At 53.7% G+C, this 19,409-nt stretch carries 15 protein-coding genes and 2 pseudogenes; 2 read left to right on the top strand and 15 right to left on the bottom strand.

Going from position 1 to position 19,409, the window contains the following annotated elements:
* Positions 1-5 precede the first annotated feature (5 nt).
* The 3 genes from glgX to asd all read right to left on the bottom strand — a co-directional run bounded on the left by glgX (position 6) and on the right by asd (position 5,628).
* Complete coding sequence (gene glgX / locus F4V61_RS13660; protein ID WP_079798627.1) at positions 6-1,982, bottom strand: glycogen debranching protein GlgX; 1,977 nt, start codon at positions 1,980-1,982, stop codon at positions 6-8.
* Complete coding sequence (glgB, locus tag F4V61_RS13655; protein WP_038397462.1) at positions 1,979-4,165, bottom strand: 1,4-alpha-glucan branching enzyme; 2,187 nt, start codon at positions 4,163-4,165, stop codon at positions 1,979-1,981. Before glgB ends, glgX begins: the two co-directional genes overlap by 4 nt.
* 356 nt (positions 4,166-4,521) lie before the next feature.
* On the bottom strand, positions 4,522-5,628 hold the full coding sequence (gene asd, locus F4V61_RS13650; RefSeq protein WP_080160972.1) for an aspartate-semialdehyde dehydrogenase: 1,107 nt from the start codon (positions 5,626-5,628) through the stop codon (positions 4,522-4,524).
* A 183-nt stretch (positions 5,629-5,811) separates the two neighbouring features.
* Between asd and F4V61_RS22425 the strand changes: the two are divergent.
* Positions 5,812-5,937: pseudogene (locus F4V61_RS22425) on the top strand (MarC family protein); the annotation flags it as partial.
* Positions 5,938-6,021: 84 nt separating this feature from the next.
* Here F4V61_RS22425 and F4V61_RS13640 read toward each other — a convergent pair.
* The 6 genes and pseudogenes from F4V61_RS13640 to ggt form a co-directional block, all read right to left on the bottom strand.
* Positions 6,022-6,365: pseudogene (locus tag F4V61_RS13640) on the bottom strand (gluconate transporter); the annotation flags it as partial.
* Positions 6,362-6,895: a gluconokinase gene (gene gntK / locus F4V61_RS13635; protein ID WP_024132099.1), complete on the bottom strand. Its 534-nt coding sequence runs from the start codon at positions 6,893-6,895 to the stop codon at positions 6,362-6,364. The pseudogene F4V61_RS13640 and the gene gntK, both read right to left, overlap by 4 nt.
* A 136-nt stretch (positions 6,896-7,031) precedes the next feature.
* Positions 7,032-8,027 (bottom strand): gluconate operon transcriptional repressor GntR, encoded by a 996-nt coding sequence (gntR, locus tag F4V61_RS13630; RefSeq protein ID WP_000730268.1) that lies wholly within the window; start codon positions 8,025-8,027, stop codon positions 7,032-7,034.
* A gap of 302 nt (positions 8,028-8,329) precedes the next feature.
* Complete coding sequence (locus F4V61_RS13625) at positions 8,330-9,025, bottom strand: pirin family protein (RefSeq protein WP_058819707.1); 696 nt, start codon at positions 9,023-9,025, stop codon at positions 8,330-8,332.
* 122 nt (positions 9,026-9,147) lie between these two features.
* Positions 9,148-10,185, bottom strand: a complete 1,038-nt coding sequence (locus F4V61_RS13620; RefSeq protein WP_038397459.1) for an oxidoreductase — start codon at positions 10,183-10,185, stop codon at positions 9,148-9,150.
* A 687-nt stretch (positions 10,186-10,872) separates the two neighbouring features.
* The gene (gene ggt / locus F4V61_RS13615) at positions 10,873-12,615 is read right to left on the bottom strand and encodes a gamma-glutamyltransferase (RefSeq protein WP_000843018.1); all 1,743 of its coding nucleotides are present in this window, start codon (positions 12,613-12,615) and stop codon (positions 10,873-10,875) included.
* Positions 12,616-12,741: 126 nt separating this feature from the next.
* On the opposite strand from ggt, the gene F4V61_RS13610 reads away from it, so the two are divergent.
* Positions 12,742-13,158, top strand: coding sequence for a DUF2756 family protein (locus tag F4V61_RS13610; protein WP_079781275.1), 417 nt, complete (start codon positions 12,742-12,744; stop codon positions 13,156-13,158).
* Here the strand turns inward: F4V61_RS13610 and ugpQ are convergent.
* From ugpQ to livF, 6 genes are all read right to left on the bottom strand, one after another.
* Entirely contained in the window at positions 13,155-13,895 is a 741-nt protein-coding gene (ugpQ, locus tag F4V61_RS13605; RefSeq protein ID WP_079781276.1) for a glycerophosphodiester phosphodiesterase, read from the bottom strand. The genes F4V61_RS13610 and ugpQ overlap by 4 nt on opposite strands.
* A complete protein-coding gene (locus F4V61_RS13600) occupies positions 13,892-14,962 on the bottom strand; it encodes a sn-glycerol-3-phosphate import ATP-binding protein UgpC (RefSeq protein ID WP_038397457.1) in 1,071 nt (356 codons plus the stop codon). The genes ugpQ and F4V61_RS13600 overlap by 4 nt, the downstream gene beginning before the upstream one ends.
* Positions 14,963-15,230: 268 nt before the next feature.
* Entirely contained in the window at positions 15,231-16,076 is an 846-nt protein-coding gene (gene ugpE / locus F4V61_RS13595) for a sn-glycerol-3-phosphate ABC transporter permease UgpE (protein ID WP_000572192.1), read from the bottom strand.
* A complete protein-coding gene (ugpA, locus tag F4V61_RS13590; protein ID WP_058115504.1) occupies positions 16,073-16,960 on the bottom strand; it encodes a sn-glycerol-3-phosphate ABC transporter permease UgpA in 888 nt (295 codons plus the stop codon). The genes ugpE and ugpA overlap by 4 nt, the downstream gene beginning before the upstream one ends.
* 99 nt (positions 16,961-17,059) lie before the next feature.
* Entirely contained in the window at positions 17,060-18,376 is a 1,317-nt protein-coding gene (gene ugpB / locus F4V61_RS13585; RefSeq protein WP_079781277.1) for a sn-glycerol-3-phosphate ABC transporter substrate-binding protein UgpB, read from the bottom strand.
* Between the two features lie 319 nt (positions 18,377-18,695).
* Complete coding sequence (gene livF / locus F4V61_RS13580; protein ID WP_079781278.1) at positions 18,696-19,409, bottom strand: high-affinity branched-chain amino acid ABC transporter ATP-binding protein LivF; 714 nt, start codon at positions 19,407-19,409, stop codon at positions 18,696-18,698.

Below are 19,409 nucleotides of genomic sequence, written 5' to 3'. Positions count from 1 at the left end.
CTTTTTTATCCTCTCTGGAACACACACAGTCCATGCGCAGGTCCCTGCCAGACAGCCGTTATCACCGGATTATCCTCTCCAGCGAATGGGGGAACGGCGCGCCATACCCCTTCGGGTAAAACAATATCTGTCACCTCAAGCGTGGCATTTACCGCAATCAGAAAACGGTCCGACAGCAGAATTTGCATCAGCTTAGGTCCGTTTTGCCACTCATCCGCACTCAAGGTTTGCGCGTTTTTATTAAGCCAACGCACGTTGCCATCGCCTTCTTCCCACCAGCTATTGCTGGTTAAAGCCGGTATCTGCTGGCGCAAACGAATCAGCGCGGCGGCAAAGGTGGTTAACCCACGGTTTGCCTGCTGCCAGTCCAGCCAGGTTAAGGCATTATCCTGACAGTAGGCGTTATTGTTGCCGTGCTGGCTATGGCCGTGTTCATCGCCTGCCAGCAGCATCGGCGTTCCCTGAGAGAGCAGTAGCGTCGCCAGCAAGGCATGAATGCTGTCGCGCCGCCGCTCAATCAAATCAAGCGGACCGCCTAATCCTTCTTTACCATGATTGTCGCTGTAATTGTTGTTGGTGCCGTCGCGATTTTCCTCACCGTTCGCCTCATTGTGTTTCTGGTTGAAACAGACACAGTCCCGGAGCGTAAAACCGTCGTGCGCAGTGATCAGATTGACAGAGGCGCCGGGCATACGGCCATTGCGTTTAAACACATCGCTGGAGGCGGCGAAACGACAGGCAAACTCCCCGGTCGTCAGGTTACGCGGCAACCAGAATCGGCGGGCCGCATCGCGAAAATGATCGTTCCACTCGGCAAACGGCGGCGGAAAATTTCCTACCTGGTAGCCCCCCTCGCCGATATCCCACGGCTCAGCAATCAGCTTGACCGTTGATAACACAGGACACGCTTTAATCGCAGCGAACAGCGGCGCATCCTGACGAAACGCCGGCGTGCGCCCCATGACGGACGCCAAATCAAAACGAAAACCATCGACATGGCAGGTTTCGACCCAATAACGCAGACACTCGCACGCGTACTCCACCACGCCAGGATGGCTTAAATTGAGCGTGTTGCCGCACCCCGTCCAGTTGTGATAATCGCCATCGTCCCTTATCCAATAATAGCTACGGTTATCAATTCCGCGCAGGGAGAAGGTCGGGCCATCAAGATCCAGTTCGGCGCTATGGTTCAATACGATGTCCAGAATGATCTCAATCCCCGCGCGATGCAGCGCTTTTACCGCATCGCGAAACTCATCCAGCGCCGTCTCCGGCGAACTGGCGTAGGCGGGATGCAGCGCGAACATCGCTATCGGGTTATAACCCCAATAGTTGGTCAGCCCCATGCGTTGCAGACGCGGTTCGCTGGCAAACTGCGCCACCGGCAACAGTTCCAGCGCCGTAATGCCAAGCTGTTTAAAGTACGCCACCATGACCGGATGACCGAGCGCTTTATAGGTACCGCGTATTTCCTTGGGGAGCTCCGGATGCAGGTACGTAAGCCCTTTGACATGGGCTTCATAAATGACTGTTTTTCCCCACGGCGTGCGCGGCGCGGCGTCATCTTCCCAGTCATAATGGTCGCTGATTATCACGCTTTTCGGCGCAATCGCAGCGTTATCGCGATAATCCGCTTCATCGTGTCCGCCGTGCAACAGGGGATGATCTTTTAGCTCGCCCTCGACCCGTCGCGCATAAGGGTCAAGCAGCAACTTCGCCGGATTAAACCGATGCCCCTGCGCTGGCTGCCACGGGCCATGTACGCGATAGCCGTAACGCAAACCGGGCCTGGCACCTGCCAGGTAACCATGCCAGACATCGCCGCTACGCCCTGGCAGGTCGTAGCGATGCTCATCACCCCGGGAATCAAAAACGCACAGCTCTACACGCTCCGCATGGGCGGAAAATAGCGTGAAATTCACGCCATGACCGTCATACGTTGCGCCATGCGGCATTGCTTCGCCGATCGCAAGCTGCGTCATTCCCCCTCCCGCATCAGCCATATCGTCGCCAATGGCGGTAACGTCAGTCTAAGAGAGTGCTGACGGCCATGGCTTTCGATCTCATCGCTGTGCACCACGCCGCCATTGCCGGTGTTGCTACCGTGATAATGCATCGAATCGGTATTGAGAATTTCACGCCAGCGTCCCGGCTGGTTGACGCCAAAGCGGTAGTCGTAACGGGGAACAGGCGTAAAGTTACTGGCGACGATGATCTCGTTGCCGGCTTTATCGCGGCGCACGAAAATCAGTACCGAGCGTTCGTTGTCATCGACCACCAGCCACTCAAAGCCGTAAGCATCAAAATCCAGCTCATGCAGCGCCTTATGGTGGCGATAGGTGTGGTTGAGATCGCGCACCAGACGCTGAACGCCGTGGTGCCAGTTATCGCCCCCTTCCAGCAGGTGCCAGTCGAGGCTGGCGTCATGGTTCCACTCGCGTCCTTGGGCAAACTCATTGCCCATAAACAGCAGTTTCTTACCGGGGAAGGCCCACATCCAGCCATAATAGGCGCGCAGATTGGCGAATTTCTGCCACGCATCGCCCGGCATACGATCGAGGATGGATTTCTTACCGTGAACCACCTCATCGTGCGACAGCGGCAGAACAAAATTTTCGGTATGGTTGTACAACATACCAAAGGTCAGCTTGTCGTGATGATACTGGCGGTACACCGGGTCCAGCTTCATATAGTCCAGCGTGTCGTGCATCCAGCCCAGATTCCACTTGAACCAGAACCCCAGACCGCCCGTTTCCGGTGGACGCGTCACGCCAGAGAAGTCTGTCGACTCTTCCGCCATGCTGACCGCGCCGGGCACCTGCTCGCCAATAATACGGTTGGTATTACGTAGAAACTCAATGGCTTCCAGATTTTCACGACCGCCAAACTCGTTCGGGATCCACTCGCCTTCTTTGCGGCTGTAGTCGCGATAGATCATAGAGGCCACAGCATCGACACGCAGCGCATCAATCCCAAAACGTTCCATCCAGTATAGGGCGTTGCCCACCAGATAGTTACTGACTTCACGACGACCATAGTTGTAGATCAGCGTATTCCAGTCCTGATGATAGCCCTCGCGCGGGTCGCTGTGCTCATAGAGGTGGGTGCCGTCAAACTCCGCAAGGCTAAAATCATCGGACGGGAAATGGCCCGGCACCCAGTCGAGAATGACATTGAGCCCCGCCGCATGGGCCGCGTTGATGAAATAGCGGAAGTCATCCCGTGTACCAAAGCGGCGGGTCGGCGCGTAGAGGCCGGTCGGCTGGTAGCCCCAACTGCCGTCAAACGGATGTTCGTTGACCGGCAAGAGTTCAAGGTGCGTAAAGCCCATCCATTTGGCGTAAGGTACGAGCTGATCCGCCAGTTCACGATAGCTTAGCCAGAAGTTATTATCCGTATGGCGACGCCATGAACCTAAATGCACCTCATAAATAGAGATCGGCGCATCAAACTGATTGGCCTTCTGTCGTTCTTCGCTTTGCGTCACTTTTTCCGGCAGTCCGCAGATCATCGACGCCGTTTCCGGACGCATCTGTGCCTCAAAAGCATAGGGATCGGCTTTAATGCGCAGATTACCGTTAGCATCAAGCAGCTCGAATTTATACAGTTGCCCATTATGCGCGCCGGGGATAAACAGCTCCCAAATACCGCTCTCTTTGCGCAGACGCATCGGGTGGCGACGCCCATCCCAATAGTTAAATTGCCCGACAACCGAAACACGACGAGCATTAGGCGCCCAGACGGAAAAACGGGTGCCGGTGACGCCGTCCATCGTATCGGCGTGAGCGCCCAGCGTTTCATAAGGACGCAGGTGAGTGCCTTCCGACAACAGCCAGGCATCCATTTCCTGGATCAATGGGCCAAAACGGTAAGGATCGTCGATCAGGTTCTGCTGTCCGTGCCAAACCACGGCGAGCTGATAGCGAAAGAAATTTTTACGTCGGGGTAAAACGCCGCAGAAAAAACCGCGAGCGTCGAGACATTCCAGTTTGCCGACTTTACGTCCGGTTCTGGGTTCAATCACCCATACGTCGGTGGCGTCAGGTAATAGGGCGCGGACTTCCAGTCCGGCCTGGGTCTGGTGCATTCCGAGTACGGAAAAAGGGTCCGCAAAATGTCCTGCAATTAGCGCATTAATCACGTCTCTATCGATACGACTGGACATGGTTTGTCATCCTGTTTTGTGGCGTCACTCCATCTCACTGAATTCAACATCAGGTAGTGACACTTCTTTGACCTGAACGGCGCAGCACACTGTGCATCCTATCTGCGTCGTCCTACCTTCAGGTTAGGCTTAATACCCGTAGGATTAAGCTACCCTTAAAGAATAGCCAATGCTCTATTTAACTCCTGATAAAAATGAAACATCTGCGTTTACTCCTGTATTACGCAAAAAAAGGGTGACGATGCACCCTTGGTTCAACACGAATTCACCTGCCGGATGGCGACACTAACGTCCCTTATCCGGCCTACGGAACTACGTCCAGGCCCGATAAGCGCAGCGCCATCGGGCAGCTACCGCTACGCCAGTTGACGCAGCATTCGACGCAGCGGCTCCGCCGCCCCCCATAACAACTGGTCGCCGACGGTAAACGCCGACAAGAACTCCGGCCCCATGTTCAGCTTACGCAGACGGCCAACCGGCGTAGTCAGCGTACCGGTCACTGCCGCCGGGGTTAATTCACGCATAGTGATATCACGATCGTTCGGCACCACTTTCGCCCACGAATTATGTGCCGCCAGCAGTTCTTCTACCGTCGGAATAGATACCTCTTTTTTCAGCTTAATGGTGAACGCCTGGCTGTGACAGCGCAGCGCGCCAACGCGCACGCATAAACCATCAACCGGGATTACAGACGCGGTATTAAGAATCTTGTTGGTTTCCGCCTGGCCTTTCCACTCTTCGCGGCTTTGACCGTTATCAAGCTGTTTGTCTATCCAGGGGATTAGGCTTCCCGCCAGCGGCACGCCAAAATTATCAACCGGTAGCTCGCCGCTGCGGGTCAATGCCGTGACTTTGCGTTCAATATCAAGAATTGCGGAAGACGGCGTCGCCAGTTCATCGGCGACATGGCCATACAACTGGCCCATTTGGGTTAACAGCTCACGCATATGGCGAGCGCCGCCGCCGGAGGCGGCTTGGTAGGTCGCGACGGATACCCAGTCAACGAGATTATGGGCAAAGAGACCGCCCAGCGACATCAACATCAGGCTAACGGTACAGTTGCCGCCCACGAAGGTCTTGACGCCATTATTCAGGCCGTCGGTAATAACGTCCTGATTGACCGGGTCGAGAATAATAATGGCATCGTCTTTCATGCGCAGCGTCGAGGCCGCGTCAATCCAGTACCCCAGCCACCCGCTTTCGCGAAGCTTTGGATAAATTTCGTTGGTATAATCGCCGCCCTGACAGGTCACGATGATATCGAGCGCTTTTAACGCATCCAGATCAAAAGCATCCTGTAGCGTACCGGTAGCGGTGTCGCCAAAGGTTGGCGCCGCCTGTCCGAACTGGGAGGTAGAAAAGAAAACAGGGCGAATAGCGTCGAAATCGCGCTCCTCTACCATGCGTTGCATGAGAACAGAGCCGACCATTCCGCGCCAGCCGATAAAACCAACATTTTTCATAGCGTTTTTTTCCTGCAGAGAGATGTGCTGTGTATGCGCGCCAGTATCCTGTGGCGCATCCTTCACCATACAAAAAGCAGCCAAAGTCGCAAGTAAAATTAATCAAAGATAGCGAAGCCATCAGTAATGCGACTTATCCTGCCTTACCGCGCAAGCAGAAAGTCCAGTAGCGATTATCAGAGAATTTGCGTCAGGAATGGAATCATTTCCGCCACCGCTTTATTGATCCTGATTATGGATCTGCGTGGAAATGTGCTTATTTTTATGTTTGTACTGAAACATACCGGGGCTACGTGTCGTCGGGCGATGGCATAGGCACGCGTCAACAAAAAAGCCGGGTAGCGGCGACGCCTTACCCGGCTTACGGTGTGGATATGTAGCCGTTTGTAGGCCCGGTAGCGCGCAAATCAGCCCGGCAAGGCCAATCGCATAGTGCGCGCGGTTATAGCCGAAGGATTTAAGCATTTTAACGGCAATCTAATCGACCGCGCCGGTTCATGCAGGATCTTACCGAACATCGCCCCCAGCGCGACCACAATCGCCAGGAAGCCCAGCGTGTCTCCCATCCCTTTTTCCATGGTTGCGGCGATTGTATCGAGCGGCATACCAGAAAAAAGACCTGCGCCCATCGAGACGACCATCAACGCGACGAAGGCATGCATACGTGCCTTCATCACGAGAAACAGCAGCAGTAAGACGGAACCGGCGGCGGTTAAAACCAACGTTAATGTACTCACAGCGTACTGCCTTTATTGATCGCCTCAATGGTGCTCGCCACCACGCCTTCCAGCGGCTGGTCGATATCCACCACCAGAACATCGCTTTCATCGGTGCCCGGCTCCTGCAGCGTTTCAAACTGCGTCACCAGCATCTGGGTTTTAAAGAAATGGCCTTTGCGTGCTTTCAGACGGCTTTCAATAACGTCGAAATCGCCTTTCAGATAGATAAAGGAGAGATTCGGGTTCCCCTCGCGTAGCAGGTCGCGATAATGTTTTTTCAGCGCGGAACAGACGATCAGCGAAATTTTATTGGTACGCTGCATCGCGAAAGCGGCGTCGTTCAGCGCCTGCAACCACGGTTTGCGGTCATCATCATTCAAAGGCTCGCCGGAAGCCATTTTTTCAATATTGCAGCGCGGATGCAGAAAATCGCCGTCAAGAAACGCGGCATGAAGCTGATGCGCCACTGCGCTTGCGACAGCGGATTTACCGCTGCCTGATACGCCCATCAGAACGTAAACGTGGTGATCATGATTAGTCGTGCTCAAAGCGGGCCCCCACTCTACAAGTTGCAAATTGTTACGGGTAACTGTTATCGGTAACATTGTCCAGCCGCATCCTTCGCGACGCAATGGCCATTCGTGCCAAAAGTGAATAAGTGTGAGCTACTTCAAAATTGTCAGACTAAATAGATCCGCCCGGTGACAAGGTGAAACCTAAATCTAACATTTTCGGCATGACCGTTTCGCCGCGAATGCGGGCCAGCAGGCGCTCTGCGCCAATGCTGCCCATTCGCTCGCGCGGCGTCAGGACGCTCGCCAGACGTGGTTCCATCACCTGGCCGATATCATGACCGTGGAACCCGGCGATCGCTATATCGTCCGGGATTTTTAGCCCCAGGCGCTGGCATTCGAAGGCCGCGCCTACTGCCAGGTCATCGTTGGTGCAAAAAATACCGTCAAGCTGCGGATATTCGCGTCGCGCCTGGCGCATTAGCTCAATACCAGAAGAATAGGATGAAGATTGCTCCATCATCACACTGTAGGGTACCAGGCCTGCGTCCCGCATCGCCTGCTCATAGCCCTTCTGTTTGATGATAGTACGCTCGTCGAGGCGCGCCCCCAGATAGGCGATATGCCGGTGGCCGCGCGCGATAATGGCGGCGGTCATCTGGCGGGCGGCGTCAAAGTTGTCAAAACCAACGGCGATATCAAGGCACGGCGACTGGCTGTCCATCAGTTCAACCACCGGAATCCCGGCCACTTCGATCATTTTTAAGGTGCGCGGCGTGTGGGTACGCTCGGTAAGGATAAGACCGTCGATATTCCAGGAGAGCATTGATTCCAGGCGCTCCTGCTCCATCTCTGGTTTATAGCCGTAGTGCGCCAGCATGGTCTGATACCCGTGGGCATCGGTGACACTTTCAATACCACGTAAGACTTCCGCAAAGACCTGGTTGGTTAAAGACGGCAGCAGAACGCCAATGGCGCGGCTGGTGGCGTTGGAAAGAATATCAGGCGCGCGATTAGGAATGTACCCAAGCTCATCAAGCACAGCCGCAATTTTACCCCGCAGCGCGACGGAGACCTGCTCCGGATTACGCAAAAAACGGCTGACCGTCATTTTGGTCACGCCGACACGGTCGGCCACATCCTGAAGTACGGGTCTTTTCTTTTTCATCGTCCTGAAAGGTATAAAAGGGATAGATTTTTCCAGTTTACCACGGACATGCGTGAACCTTCGCAGAGAAAAAAAGAGTTCATTATTGTGAGAAATACACAAAATCATTCGGGTTGCATCAAGACGGCGATGCAACGCCACTTTCCCCCGGAAGCGTACATAAAGTACGCGGCCGGAGTGAGCGATAAATCTGCCGGGAGCAGGTTTGAACGCAACTTGCCGCGCCCCCGAAGGGGCGAGACCTACAGATGGACCGAGTAATAAAGCCAATACAGATGCGGCTTGAAGGATGACGTATATTTTTATACCGGCGGCAGATCAAACAGTAACACTTCGCTGTCGCTGTCAGCATGAATTGAGATCGCCCGCTCATCCCAAATCGCCAGACCATCGCTGGTTGTGGCTTTGGTGCCGTTAATGGTTACGTCGCCTTTTACCACCTGTATCCAGACGCGGCGCTCGGCGGCAATCTGATGCACCGACTGCTCATCTTTGAGCAGCGCCCAGCGGTACAGCGCCATATCCTGGTGGACCTTCAGCGAACCATCGCGAGCATCCGGCGAAAGCACCAGTTGCTTACCCTGCGCGGCGTCGAAGCGGCGCTGTTCGTAGCGCGGCGTGATGCCGGTTTCTTGCGGAATGATCCAGATCTGGTACAGCCGCAGACGATCTGTTTTGCTCGGGTTGTACTCGGAGTGGCGAACGCCGGTCCCGGCGCTCATAATCTGGAATTCACCGGCCGGAACCTGTTCTTTATTGCCCATACTGTCCTGGTGTTCTACAGCGCCTTCCAGTACATAGGTCAAAATTTCCATGTCTTTATGCGGATGCGTGCCGAAACCCTGGCCTGCGTCGATCACATCGTCGTTAATCACACGCAGCGCCGAGAACCCCATAAAGTTCGGATCGTAATAATCGGCAAAAGAGAAGGTATGCCAGGAGTCAAGCCAGCCATGATTCGCATGACCGCGGTCGTTTGCTTTGCGTAAGTAGATCATTATGTTTACCCCAATTCGTGTTGATGGATTGAGTGTGAACCTAATCCTTCAATGATGATAGGGGGGGAAAATTGACCCCTCTGTTCAAAAAATATGAATAAGTTTAAAGGAGCCGATAACACTTATTTTGCAAGGGTTATGGTGGCGGGAGAGGCCTGTTCAAATGCCCGCTCCAGGATCTCCAGATTGGTGAGAACCTCAGATTCCCTGACGTAATTTGGCGCGCCGGTAGTGAGCGTCGCATATAAGGCATCATAGACGCGACCATAGTCACCCGTTTCCGGCTTTACCTCTTCTTTTACGGTCACGCCTTCGTCGTTGACATACTCCAGCGTACCGACAGATTCGTCTGCCGCAAAGCCCGGTTCGCCAGGCATAATGTTCGCTTTCAGGCTGGTTTCTTGCTGATCGATACCGTACTTCACAAACGAACCTTTGGTCCCGTGTACGATAAATTTCGGGTAGTCAATTTTCACCAAATGGCTGGTTTTAACGATCGCCTTCCGATCGCCGTAAAACAGTTGCGCTTCAAAGGTATCATCCGGATTCGCTTTATTACGCAGGCTACGAATGTCATACGCGACATGATCCGGACGGCCAAATAGCGAAATAATTTGATCCATGGTGTGGACGCCAAGCCCGTAGAATGCGCCATCCTGCGGCAGGCCCGGTTTGGTTTCCGCCACGGGTCGGTAGTAGTCAAAATGGCTTTCAACTTCCACTATTTCACCCAGTTTGCCGCTCTCAATCGCTTTTTTAGCAGTGAGAAAGCAGGAATCAAAACGACGATTCTGATACGGCGTAACGGTCAGTCCTTTGCTTCGCGCCAGTTCGAACAACACTTTTGCCTCCGCCAGCGTCGGCGTGAAAGGTTTCTCAACCAGCACATTTTTACCCGCTTCCAGCGCGCGTTTGGCGTATTCGAAATGGCTGTCAGCATGCGTACAGACGATCACCAGTTTTACCTGCGGATCGCCCAACACCTCATCCAGATCGCTGGTGAAGTGAATATGTGAATACTGCGGCGCCTGCTCTTCCGGTTTAGCGTGACGACGGAAAATATGCGCCACATGCCAGGTATCTTTACGATTCAGAACGTAGGGGAGATGGTAACGGGTAGTGCTTTTGCCGAATCCAATAAATGCGCAGTGTAAGGTCATGAGACGATCCTTTTGAAGATGATTGTCTACACCATAGCGCAAAGCGTGAGGAGACTGAATGTTGGATTCTTTGCCGGATGCGGCGTTGCCTTTTCGGGCCTACAAAAGCAGATGCCTCAAGATCGGCCGTCGGCGTCGCGGTCAGTTTGTTCACGGCAAGCGCGCAGGGCCCGGAGCGTACTAAATGTACGTGAGGAGCACGAGCACTTCCCGGGGACAAAATGACAAGTAAGCCAGGCTGAAACAAAACCCAAAAAAAAGCCAGCAAAAGCTGGCTAAAGTAATACTGGAAGCAATGTGAGCAATGTCGTGCTTTCAGGTTTTCCGTCAGGGTCCCCTGAACGCAAAGCAATAATAATCATTCTCATTCGCACTTGTCTAGCTTTTTTTGCAAATAATACCGTTGGCGCCACGTTTAAAAACCAACAGTGTTAATAGGATTATTATCGCGTATCTGCCCAGGATCATAAATTGCTAAACGAAATGGGCGAGCAACATCAGGACGATTTAACATAACTTCGTATCACGGTTCTGTACAGATTCTACAAACACAGTGGTACATTTAGGTAAAAATAGCCCCCAAACGCCCCATAGTCTGACTCAATCTCGCCAGATAAATCTGGCCCGTAATTGAGTAAATGGCATCAGGCATGAATCGCCCTCTTCCACCAAAGAGGGCCACTCACCTTAATACCCTGCCGTCAAATCATCCACCGAACGCGGGTCGGATGCACCGTACAGTTCACCATCCGGTCCAACCATAATACTTTGGGTGCTGCCCATCGCCTCTTTCAGCACAACGTTCTGCCCCTTCTGCTCCAGCAGCTTTAGCGTATCGGGGCTGAAGCCTTTTTCTACCCGCAGTTCATCCGGCAACCATTGATGATGAAAACGCGGCGCGTTGGTCGCTTCCGCGACATTCATTCCAAAATCAATAGTATTGACCACCATTTGCAGTACGGTCGTAATAATCCGACTGCTGCCAGGTGAGCCGGTCACCAACCAGGTTTTACCGTTTTTTACCACTATCGTGGGCGACATAGACGACAGCGGGCGTTTACCTGGCGCAATCGCATTAGCATCACCACTCAGTAGACCATGAACGTTCGCCACGCCCGGTTTAGCGGAGAAGTCATCCATTTGATTATTTAACAAAATACCGGTATTGCCGGCCACAATTCCGGTGCCAAACAGTGAATTCAACGTGACGGTTACCGCAACGGCATTGCCGTCTTTATCTACCACCGAGAAATGTGTAGTTTGATCGCTTTCATATGGCGCCAGTTTACCGGGACGAATTTCGCTCGACGGTTTCGCTTTATTAATGTCTATCTGTTCCGCGATAGATTTAGCATACGTTTTATTAGTTAACGCCTGCCACGGTACTTTGACAAAATCCGGATCGCCCAGATATTTCGAACGATCGGCATAGGCATATTTCTCCGCTTCAGCCATAACTTGCATAGCGTCTGCGCTGCCAAAACCATATTTTTTTATATTGAAATTTTCGAGAATATTAAGGATCTCTACAATATGAATGCCGCCGGAAGAAGGCGGCGGCATTGAGTAAATCTGATACCCACGATAACGCCCTACGATCGGTGTACGCTCTACCGCACGGTAAGCCGCCAGGTCTTCTTTGGTGATTAATCCACCATGTTGGCGCATTTCCTCAACAATCTGGTCTGCAATCGCGCCTTTATAGAAAGCATCCGGGCCGTTTTCAGCAATCAAGATCAGGCTTTTCGCCAGGTTCTGTTGTACCAGTCTTTCTCCTTTCTTTAGCGGTTCGCCGTTTTTCCAGTAAATCGCTTTACTGTTTTTATGCTGGGGGAGCGTTTCGCTGCCATATTTTTTAAGATCGTCCGCCAGTGCATCGTTAACGATAAACCCTTCTTGCGCCAGTTTAATGGCCGGCCGTAGCACTTTATTCAGCGGCATCGTGCCATATTTTTCCAATGCCAGTGAAAAACCTGCTACGTTACCTGGCGTCCCCACGGCCAGGTGTGACGTCAGCGATTTTTTACTGTCCGGGTTACCACGCTTGTCAAGGAACATATCACGCGTGGATCTGGTGGGCGCCATTTCACGAAAATCGAGTGCCGTGGTATTGCCATCTTTAGTACGCAGCAGCATGAAACCGCCGCCGCCGAGAGCCCCAGCCTGGGGGTGCGTGACGGCCAGCGCATAGCCTACTGCCACGGCGGCATCCACGGCATTCCCCCCCTGTTTTAAGATATTCACGCCGACCTGTGTCGCCAATGCATCCATTGACGCCACCATCCCCTGCGTGGCTCGCACGGGATGAAATACATCTTCCTCAGCATTCCAGGAGGCTGGCGGCGCGATGGGAGAGTGGGCCACTGCGCTAAACGTCCCCCCGACCAGCAGAGCAGCGATAGCCACCCAACGCATAAACGTTGATTTCATAGTTGCTGTTCTCCAAATAAAAGGATTAGTACCGACGTTTTAATGTCGGCTAACAACTCTTAAAAAAACATTAGTACGCTGAAATTGAGATACACTTAAAGTAAACCTCATCGGAGGGAAATGAAAATGAAACGTTTTTTACTTATTATAAGTTTGTTGCCATTTACAGCCTTTGCGCAGCCGCTCAATACCATGAATAACCCTAATATGCAGGGTTATCAGATCCCAAGCCAGCAGCGTATGCAGACGCAGATGCAAACGCAGCAGCTTCAGCAGCAAGGTATGCTGAAACAACAGATGCAAACGCAGACGCGCAGCCAGCAGCAAAATCTACAGTCGCAATTGAATTCCAGTGCGCAGCGGGTTCAGCAGGGACAGCCGGGCAACGGTATGTTCGGTCAGCAAACGCTTCCTAATACGCAGGGCGGGATGCTCAGAGGCACTGGATATCCGGACCGAATGCTAAACCATTCACAGCCAATGTCGCCGCAGAACAGCGGGACGCCGAAACCTGGCATCCCGCTGAAAACCATCAGTCCTTAAAACTGAAAGTGAGGGCCGATATCATCAATGCTATCGGTGCAGATACAATCCACGCCCCAGCGCAGCAGATCTGCCGCCCGCTGGGGCTGATTGACGGTATAAACCAAAATCCGTAAGCCCACGGCCTTAATTTCTTGCACTCGCGTCTCATTGAGTAATGTATGGTTGAGATGGAGGGAAACACAGCCCAGACGGGTCGTCAGTTCACGCCAGTCTTCACGCCATTTATCCAGCAGTAACCCGCGCGGCAGCTCAGGCGCCGCAGCCTGCGCCGCTTCCAACGCATCTATCTCAAAGGAAGAAAGCAGCGGCGGCGTCATATCGGCCCACAGTTCGCGGGCGGCCAACGCCACGACGCGTCCTGTTAGCCTTCCGCTCCCCGTTGTCGGTTTGATCTCAATATTCGCCATCATGCCGTGTTGACGGCAGCGCTCCGCCACCTGCGAGAGCAACGGCAGCGGCTCGCCTTTAAATTCGCCGCTAAACCAACCGCCAGCGTCCACACGCAATAAATCCTGCCAGTTCAACTCGCCCGCCACGCCCCAGCCGTTGCTGGTGCGCTCCAGGTTGTCGTCATGCAGCAGGAAAATTTCGCCATCTTTCGACAACTTAGCGTCAAACTCAATCATGGTGTGCCCATAGCGCGCGCCCACGTTGATCGCCGCCAGGGTGTTTTCCGGCGCCAGTTTACCGCCGCCGCGATGGGCGACAATGTGGGGATAAGGCCAGTTACTCATACACGTTGTCCTGTTTCGCCATCAAAAAAATGCCGCTGATGTTCCGGCAGGTACAGCCAAAGCGTGCTGCCCGCCGCCGGGCGTTGCTGATGCGCCAGACGCACCACCAGCTTCTGCTCGCCCCAGCGCCCATGCGCCAGATTATCCGCGCCCAGAATCTCCAGCGTGTCTACCGTTAGCGGCACGCCGCCTTCCGCCTGCGAGCTTAACGCAATATGCTCCGGGCGGATACCCAGCGTCATTTTACGTCCGGCATGACTCCGATAGTCCGCACCTATCGGCAACGCCAGACCGCCCGGCAATTCGAAACGGTCGCCGGAAGCGCTGATAACACCGTCCAACAGATTCATCGCCGGGCTGCCGATAAAGCTCGCCACGAAGCGACTGGCCGGCTTTTCATACACCTCTACCGGCGTGCCAATCTGTTCTGCGACGCCTTTATTCATCACCATAACCCGCTGAGCCAGCGTCATCGCCTCTACCTGATCGTGAGTAACATAGAGCGAGGTGGTACGAAGACGACGATGCAGATGTTGTAACTCCAGACGCATCTGCACGCGCAGCTTGGCGTCGAGGTTAGAGAGCGGTTCGTCGAATAAGAAGACAGCCGGCTCGCGAACGATCGCACGTCCCATTGCAACGCGCTGCCGTTGACCGCCGGAAAGCTCGCGTGGGCGGCGTTTAAGCAGGCCGTCCAGCTCCAGAATGCGCGCCGCCTCCCGCACGCGTTCTTCAATATGCGCTTTGCTCATACCGCGAATTTTCAGCCCCCACGCCATGTTCTCCTCTACGCTCATATGGGGATAGAGGGCATAGTTCTGGAATACCATCGCGATGCCGCGATCTTTGGGCTCCATCTCGGTGACCCGTTTGCGATCAATCCAGATATCGCCGCTGGTCACGCGCTCCAGACCGGCCACCATACGCAACAACGTTGATTTGCCGCAGCCGGATGGCCCGACCATCACGATAAATTCGCCATCCGCCACGTCCAGCGTCAGCGGTTGAATTACCTGGGTTTTGCCATCCCAGCTTTTGGTTACTGCCTGTAATTTCAGTCCTGCCATAGAGGTTGCATCCCTTGATTATTCATGAACGTCGCTGGTGGCCATTTTTGCCCAGGGCAAGGCGCGAGCGACAAAGTTTGGTGGGCCCAAATTAGACGCGAGTAACGCGGCACTGGGCAAAAATAGCCCCAGCCCTTTGGGACGCGTGCCGAAATCGCGTACTCTGCGTTGTCGGATTTGGACATAGGCCCACTATGTCCATCATCCTCCGCCTTGATTACGCGATTTCGGCTCAGCGTCGACGTCACGAATAATCAAGGGATACAACCTACTTCTCACTGTCCACTAAACCACGTACAAACGCCCGTTGCATGGCTAAAACGATAACGACCGGAGGGATAAGGGTGAGCAGCATTGCCGCCATCACCTGGTTCCATTGCGTGGTGCCTTCGCCGGTGGCGATCATCCCTTTGATACCCGCTACGGCAGTGCCAAGATTCACGTCGGTGATAATCAATAGCGGCCACAGATACTGGTTCCAGCCGTAGATAAAGGTGATGACGAATAACGCCGCCAGGTTGGTTTTCGACAGCGGTAACACGATGTCACGGAAAAAACGCATCGGCGACGCGCCGTCAATACGGGCCGCTTCCACCAGTTCATCCGGAAGCGTCATGAAGAACTGACGAAACAGGAAGGTGGCGGTGGCGGACGCCATCAGCGGTAGCGTCAGACCGGCATAGCTGTCGAGCATTTTCAGGTTGGCGATAACCTCCACCGTCGGAAAGATACGCACTTCAACCGGCAACATCAGGGTGATAAAAATCATCCAGAAGAACAGGTTACGCAGGGGAAAACGAAACCAGACGATGGCGAATGCGGAAAGCATAGACACCGTGATTTTGCCTACCGTAATGCTGAACGCCATAATGAAACTGTTAAGCATCATCAACCAGAATGGCGCGCTATTAACGCCGACGCCGTTGATCCAAATGGTTTTGATATTTTCCAGTAACTGCGTACCAGGAAGCAGCGTCATCGGCGTCTCAAACACCGCGCGGTCGTCCAGCGTCGCCGCGATAAACGCGACGTACAGCGGAAACAAAATGACTGCGATCCCCAGAATCAGCATGGTATGGCTGAATATTGTCAGCCCGCGACGATTCTCTATCATTGGTAACGCACCTTACTTTCCACATAGCGGAACTGCACCACCGTCAGAACGATGACAAGGAACATCAACACCACCGACTGCGCGGCGGATGCCGAGAGGTCCAGCCCGGTAAACCCTTCGCGGTAGATCTTATAAATCAGTGTCGTGGTGGCCTGTACCGGCCCGCCTGCAGTTGCGGCGTCAATCACCGGGAAGGTGTCGAAAAAGGCGTACACCAGGTTGACCACCAGCAGGAAGAAACTGACCGGCGCGATAAGCGGCAAAGAAAGCCGGAAGAAACGACGAATCGGCCCGGCGCCGTCAATGGCCGCCGCTTCCACCAGCGAGCGGGGAATGGATTGCAGCGCGGCAAAGAAGAATAAAAAGTTGTAACTAATTTGCTTCCAGACTGACGCAAATACCACCAGAAACATCGCCTGACCGCTGTTTTGCGCGTGGTTCCAGTCATAGCCAAACTCGCCGAGGAAATGGGTGATTAATCCCCTCCCCGGGTTAAACAGGAAAATCCACAATACAGCAGCGACGGCGGGCGCGACGGCATAAGGCAGCAGCATCAGCGTCTGGTAAAAACGGCTGCCGCGGACCACGTAATCCACCAGGGCGGCGAAAAACAGCGAGACCAGCAGGCCGCTAAACGTTACCAGCGCGCTGAATTTAATCGTCGTCCAGAAGGAGTCGAGATAATAACTGTCGTGAAAAAGCGCGACAAAATTCTCCAGCCCGACAAATTGACTGGAAAAACCAAACGGATCGACGCTTTGCAGCGAATACCACAGCGCTTCGCCCGCAGGCCAGATAAAGAAAATAACAGTGATAACCAACTGCGGGGCAACCAGTAAATACGGCAACCAGCGCGAGCGGAACACCGGACGTGACGATGACATGAAGGTGTGTTTCCTGAACAGCGCCGGCGGCGCTCTGCTTATCCGGACTACGCGAATTTATAGGTCGGATAAAGCGCAGCCGCCATCCGGCATTTCACATTATGATTTCGTTGACTGCTCGAAGCGACGCAATAACTGGTTGCCCCGCTTAACGGCGGTATCCAGGGCCTGTTGTGGGGTTTTCTTCCCGGTCCAGACGCTCTCCAGCTCTTCGTCCACAATGGTACGGATCTGCGGCATATTGCCCAGACGCAGACCTTTGGTGAATGATAACGGCGGCTTATTCAACATCTGCCGAGTGGCGATATCCGCACCTGGGTTTTTATCGTAATAACCCTGCTCGCGGGTAAGCTCGTAGGCGGCGGTGGTAATAGGCAGGTAGCCGGTTTTTTGATGCCATTCAGCGGCATTTTCCGGTTTTGCCAGAAAATCGAGGAATTTGGCGACACCGTTATAGGTCTCTTTATCTTTACCCTGCATTACCCACAGGCTGGCTCCGCCGATAATGGCATTTTGCGGCGCGCCCTTGATATCGGCGTCGTAGGGCATCATGCCCACGCCATAGTTGAATTTGGCATACTGGCGGATATTGGCGAGCGAACCGGAGGACGCGGTTGTCATCGCGCAGTCACCGTTATAAAACTTTTCGGTAGACTCATCCTTACGCCCAACATAGCTAAAATCGCCTTTCTTATTCATCTCTTCCAGCAGCGCGATATGTTTCACTTGCTCTGGCTTATTGAACTCCAGCACCGCGTCTGTACCGTCAAACCCGTTGTTTTTACTGGCGAAGGGCAGACCGTTCCAGGCACTGAAGTTTTCCAGTTGGATCCAGCCTTGCCAGCCGCTGGCATAACCGCATTTCATGCCTGCCGCTCTCAGTTTCGCAGTATAGTCAGCCAGTTCCTGCCAGGTTTTCGGTGGTTGCTCCGGATCTAAACCAGCTTTCTTAAAGGCGTCTTTGTTGTAGTACAGCACCGGGGTTGAGCTGTTAAAGGGCTGGGAGAGCAGATGCCCGCTTTTGGCATCGGTGTAGTAGCCTGAAACAGTCGGTACAAACTGGGACTCGTCAAAGTTAATACCGGCGTCTTGAAAAACTTCATAGACCGGCTTAATGGCTTTCGAGGCCATCATGGTCGCCGTCCCAACCTCATAAACCTGCAATATTGCCGGCGCATTGCCGCTACGGAATGCCGCGATCCCGGCGCTCAGGTTCTGTTCATAGTTACCCTTATACACCGGAACGATTTTATAATCCGGGTTGGCCTGATTGAAACGTTGCGCCAGTGAATCAACTTCTTTGCCTAGCTCCCCTTCCATTGAGTGCCAGAATGGAATAGTGGTGATGGCCAGCGCCTGACCCGTAAATGCCAGACTCAGCGCCACTCCTAAAGCTGTATATCGTAACGATATCATTGGTTATCTCTCTTTTTTGTGTCGGGATGCGCGATATCACGCGTTTTATGTTCGCGGGGGTAACATGACATGCTCGAATGACAGAAAAATAACTTTTTTATTACAAAAAAAAGATAGTAAGCAGTCAGGGAGATGACAAGGCGGTGAAAGGCCGGGGGAAGTAAAGTGAGAGCTGAAACACGTATAAGCGCCGTGTCAGACTCTGATGACGCCTCGCCGGATGACGACGCTGACGTGTCCTATCCGGCCTTCGAAGGCTATTGAAGGCTATTGTAGGCCGGATAAGGCGTTTACGCCGCTATCCGGCATGGTTTATAGATTACCCGCCCAGATAGGCGCTGCGCACCGCTTCGTTCGCCAGAAGCCGCGCGCCGGTATCCTCTAATACCACATGGCCGTTTTCCAGCACGTAACCCCGATCGGCGAGCTTCAGCGCCTGGTTGGCGTTTTGCTCGACCAGGAAGATAGTCATCCCCTGCTCGCGCAACTGCTCAATAGTGTTGAAAATTTGCTGAATAATAATCGGCGCCAGCCCCAGCGACGGTTCATCCAGCAGCAATAACCTGGGCTGGCTCATCAGCGCACGACCGATTGCCAGCATCTGCTGTTCGCCGCCGGACATAGTGCCAGCACGTTGAATCCGACGCTCATGCAGGCGCGGGAACAGTTCGTACACCCATTTGATGCGCTCCTGAAACCGATCGCGCTCGGCAAAAAAACCGCCCATCGCCAGGTTCTCTTCTACCGTCATCCGCGAGAAGACGCGCCGCCCTTCCGGCACTATCGCCACCGCTTCACGCATGATTTTCGCCGTCTGCCAGTCGGTGATGTCTTTACCGTCAAACACCACCCGTCCGCTGGAGGCGCGCGGATCGCCGCACAAGGTGCCAAGCAGCGTCGTTTTCCCCGCGCCGTTAGCGCCAATCAGGGTAACGATTTCCCCCTGGTTGATGTGCAGACTGACGTCGTGCAGCGCCTGAATCTTGCCGTAGTGGGCGCTGACCTTGTCAAAAGATAACATGACCTTTTCCAT

The organism is Salmonella enterica subsp. arizonae (assembly GCF_008692845.1).
GTDB classification, from domain to species: domain Bacteria; phylum Pseudomonadota; class Gammaproteobacteria; order Enterobacterales; family Enterobacteriaceae; genus Salmonella; species Salmonella arizonae.
Note: the sequence above shows the minus strand (reverse complement) of the source record. Positions and strands in the feature narration are given on the sequence as shown.

What these genes read in the sequence shown, in the direction of transcription:
- F4V61_RS13610 (WP_079781275.1), top strand. Translation starts at nt 12,742, where the DNA reads ATGAAACGTTTTTTACTTATTATAAGTTTGTTGCCATTTACAGCCTTT.
- ugpE (WP_000572192.1), bottom strand. Translation starts at nt 16,076, where the DNA reads ATGATAGAGAATCGTCGCGGGCTGACAATATTCAGCCATACCATGCTG.
- ugpA (WP_058115504.1), bottom strand. Translation starts at nt 16,960, where the DNA reads ATGTCATCGTCACGTCCGGTGTTCCGCTCGCGCTGGTTGCCGTATTTA.
- ugpB (WP_079781277.1), bottom strand. Translation starts at nt 18,376, where the DNA reads ATGATATCGTTACGATATACAGCTTTAGGAGTGGCGCTGAGTCTGGCA.
- F4V61_RS13600 (WP_038397457.1), bottom strand. Translation starts at nt 14,962, where the DNA reads ATGGCAGGACTGAAATTACAGGCAGTAACCAAAAGCTGGGATGGCAAA.
- ugpQ (WP_079781276.1), bottom strand. Translation starts at nt 13,895, where the DNA reads ATGAGTAACTGGCCTTATCCCCACATTGTCGCCCATCGCGGCGGCGGT.
- glgB (WP_038397462.1), bottom strand. Translation starts at nt 4,165, where the DNA reads ATGTCCAGTCGTATCGATAGAGACGTGATTAATGCGCTAATTGCAGGA.
- F4V61_RS13620 (WP_038397459.1), bottom strand. Translation starts at nt 10,185, where the DNA reads ATGACCTTACACTGCGCATTTATTGGATTCGGCAAAAGCACTACCCGT.
- glgX (WP_079798627.1), bottom strand. Translation starts at nt 1,982, where the DNA reads ATGACGCAGCTTGCGATCGGCGAAGCAATGCCGCATGGCGCAACGTAT.
- F4V61_RS13625 (WP_058819707.1), bottom strand. Translation starts at nt 9,025, where the DNA reads ATGATCTACTTACGCAAAGCAAACGACCGCGGTCATGCGAATCATGGC.
- gntR (WP_000730268.1), bottom strand. Translation starts at nt 8,027, where the DNA reads ATGAAAAAGAAAAGACCCGTACTTCAGGATGTGGCCGACCGTGTCGGC.
- asd (WP_080160972.1), bottom strand. Translation starts at nt 5,628, where the DNA reads ATGAAAAATGTTGGTTTTATCGGCTGGCGCGGAATGGTCGGCTCTGTT.
- livF (WP_079781278.1), bottom strand. Translation starts at nt 19,409, where the DNA reads ATGGAAAAGGTCATGTTATCTTTTGACAAGGTCAGCGCCCACTACGGC.
- ggt (WP_000843018.1), bottom strand. Translation starts at nt 12,615, where the DNA reads ATGAAATCAACGTTTATGCGTTGGGTGGCTATCGCTGCTCTGCTGGTC.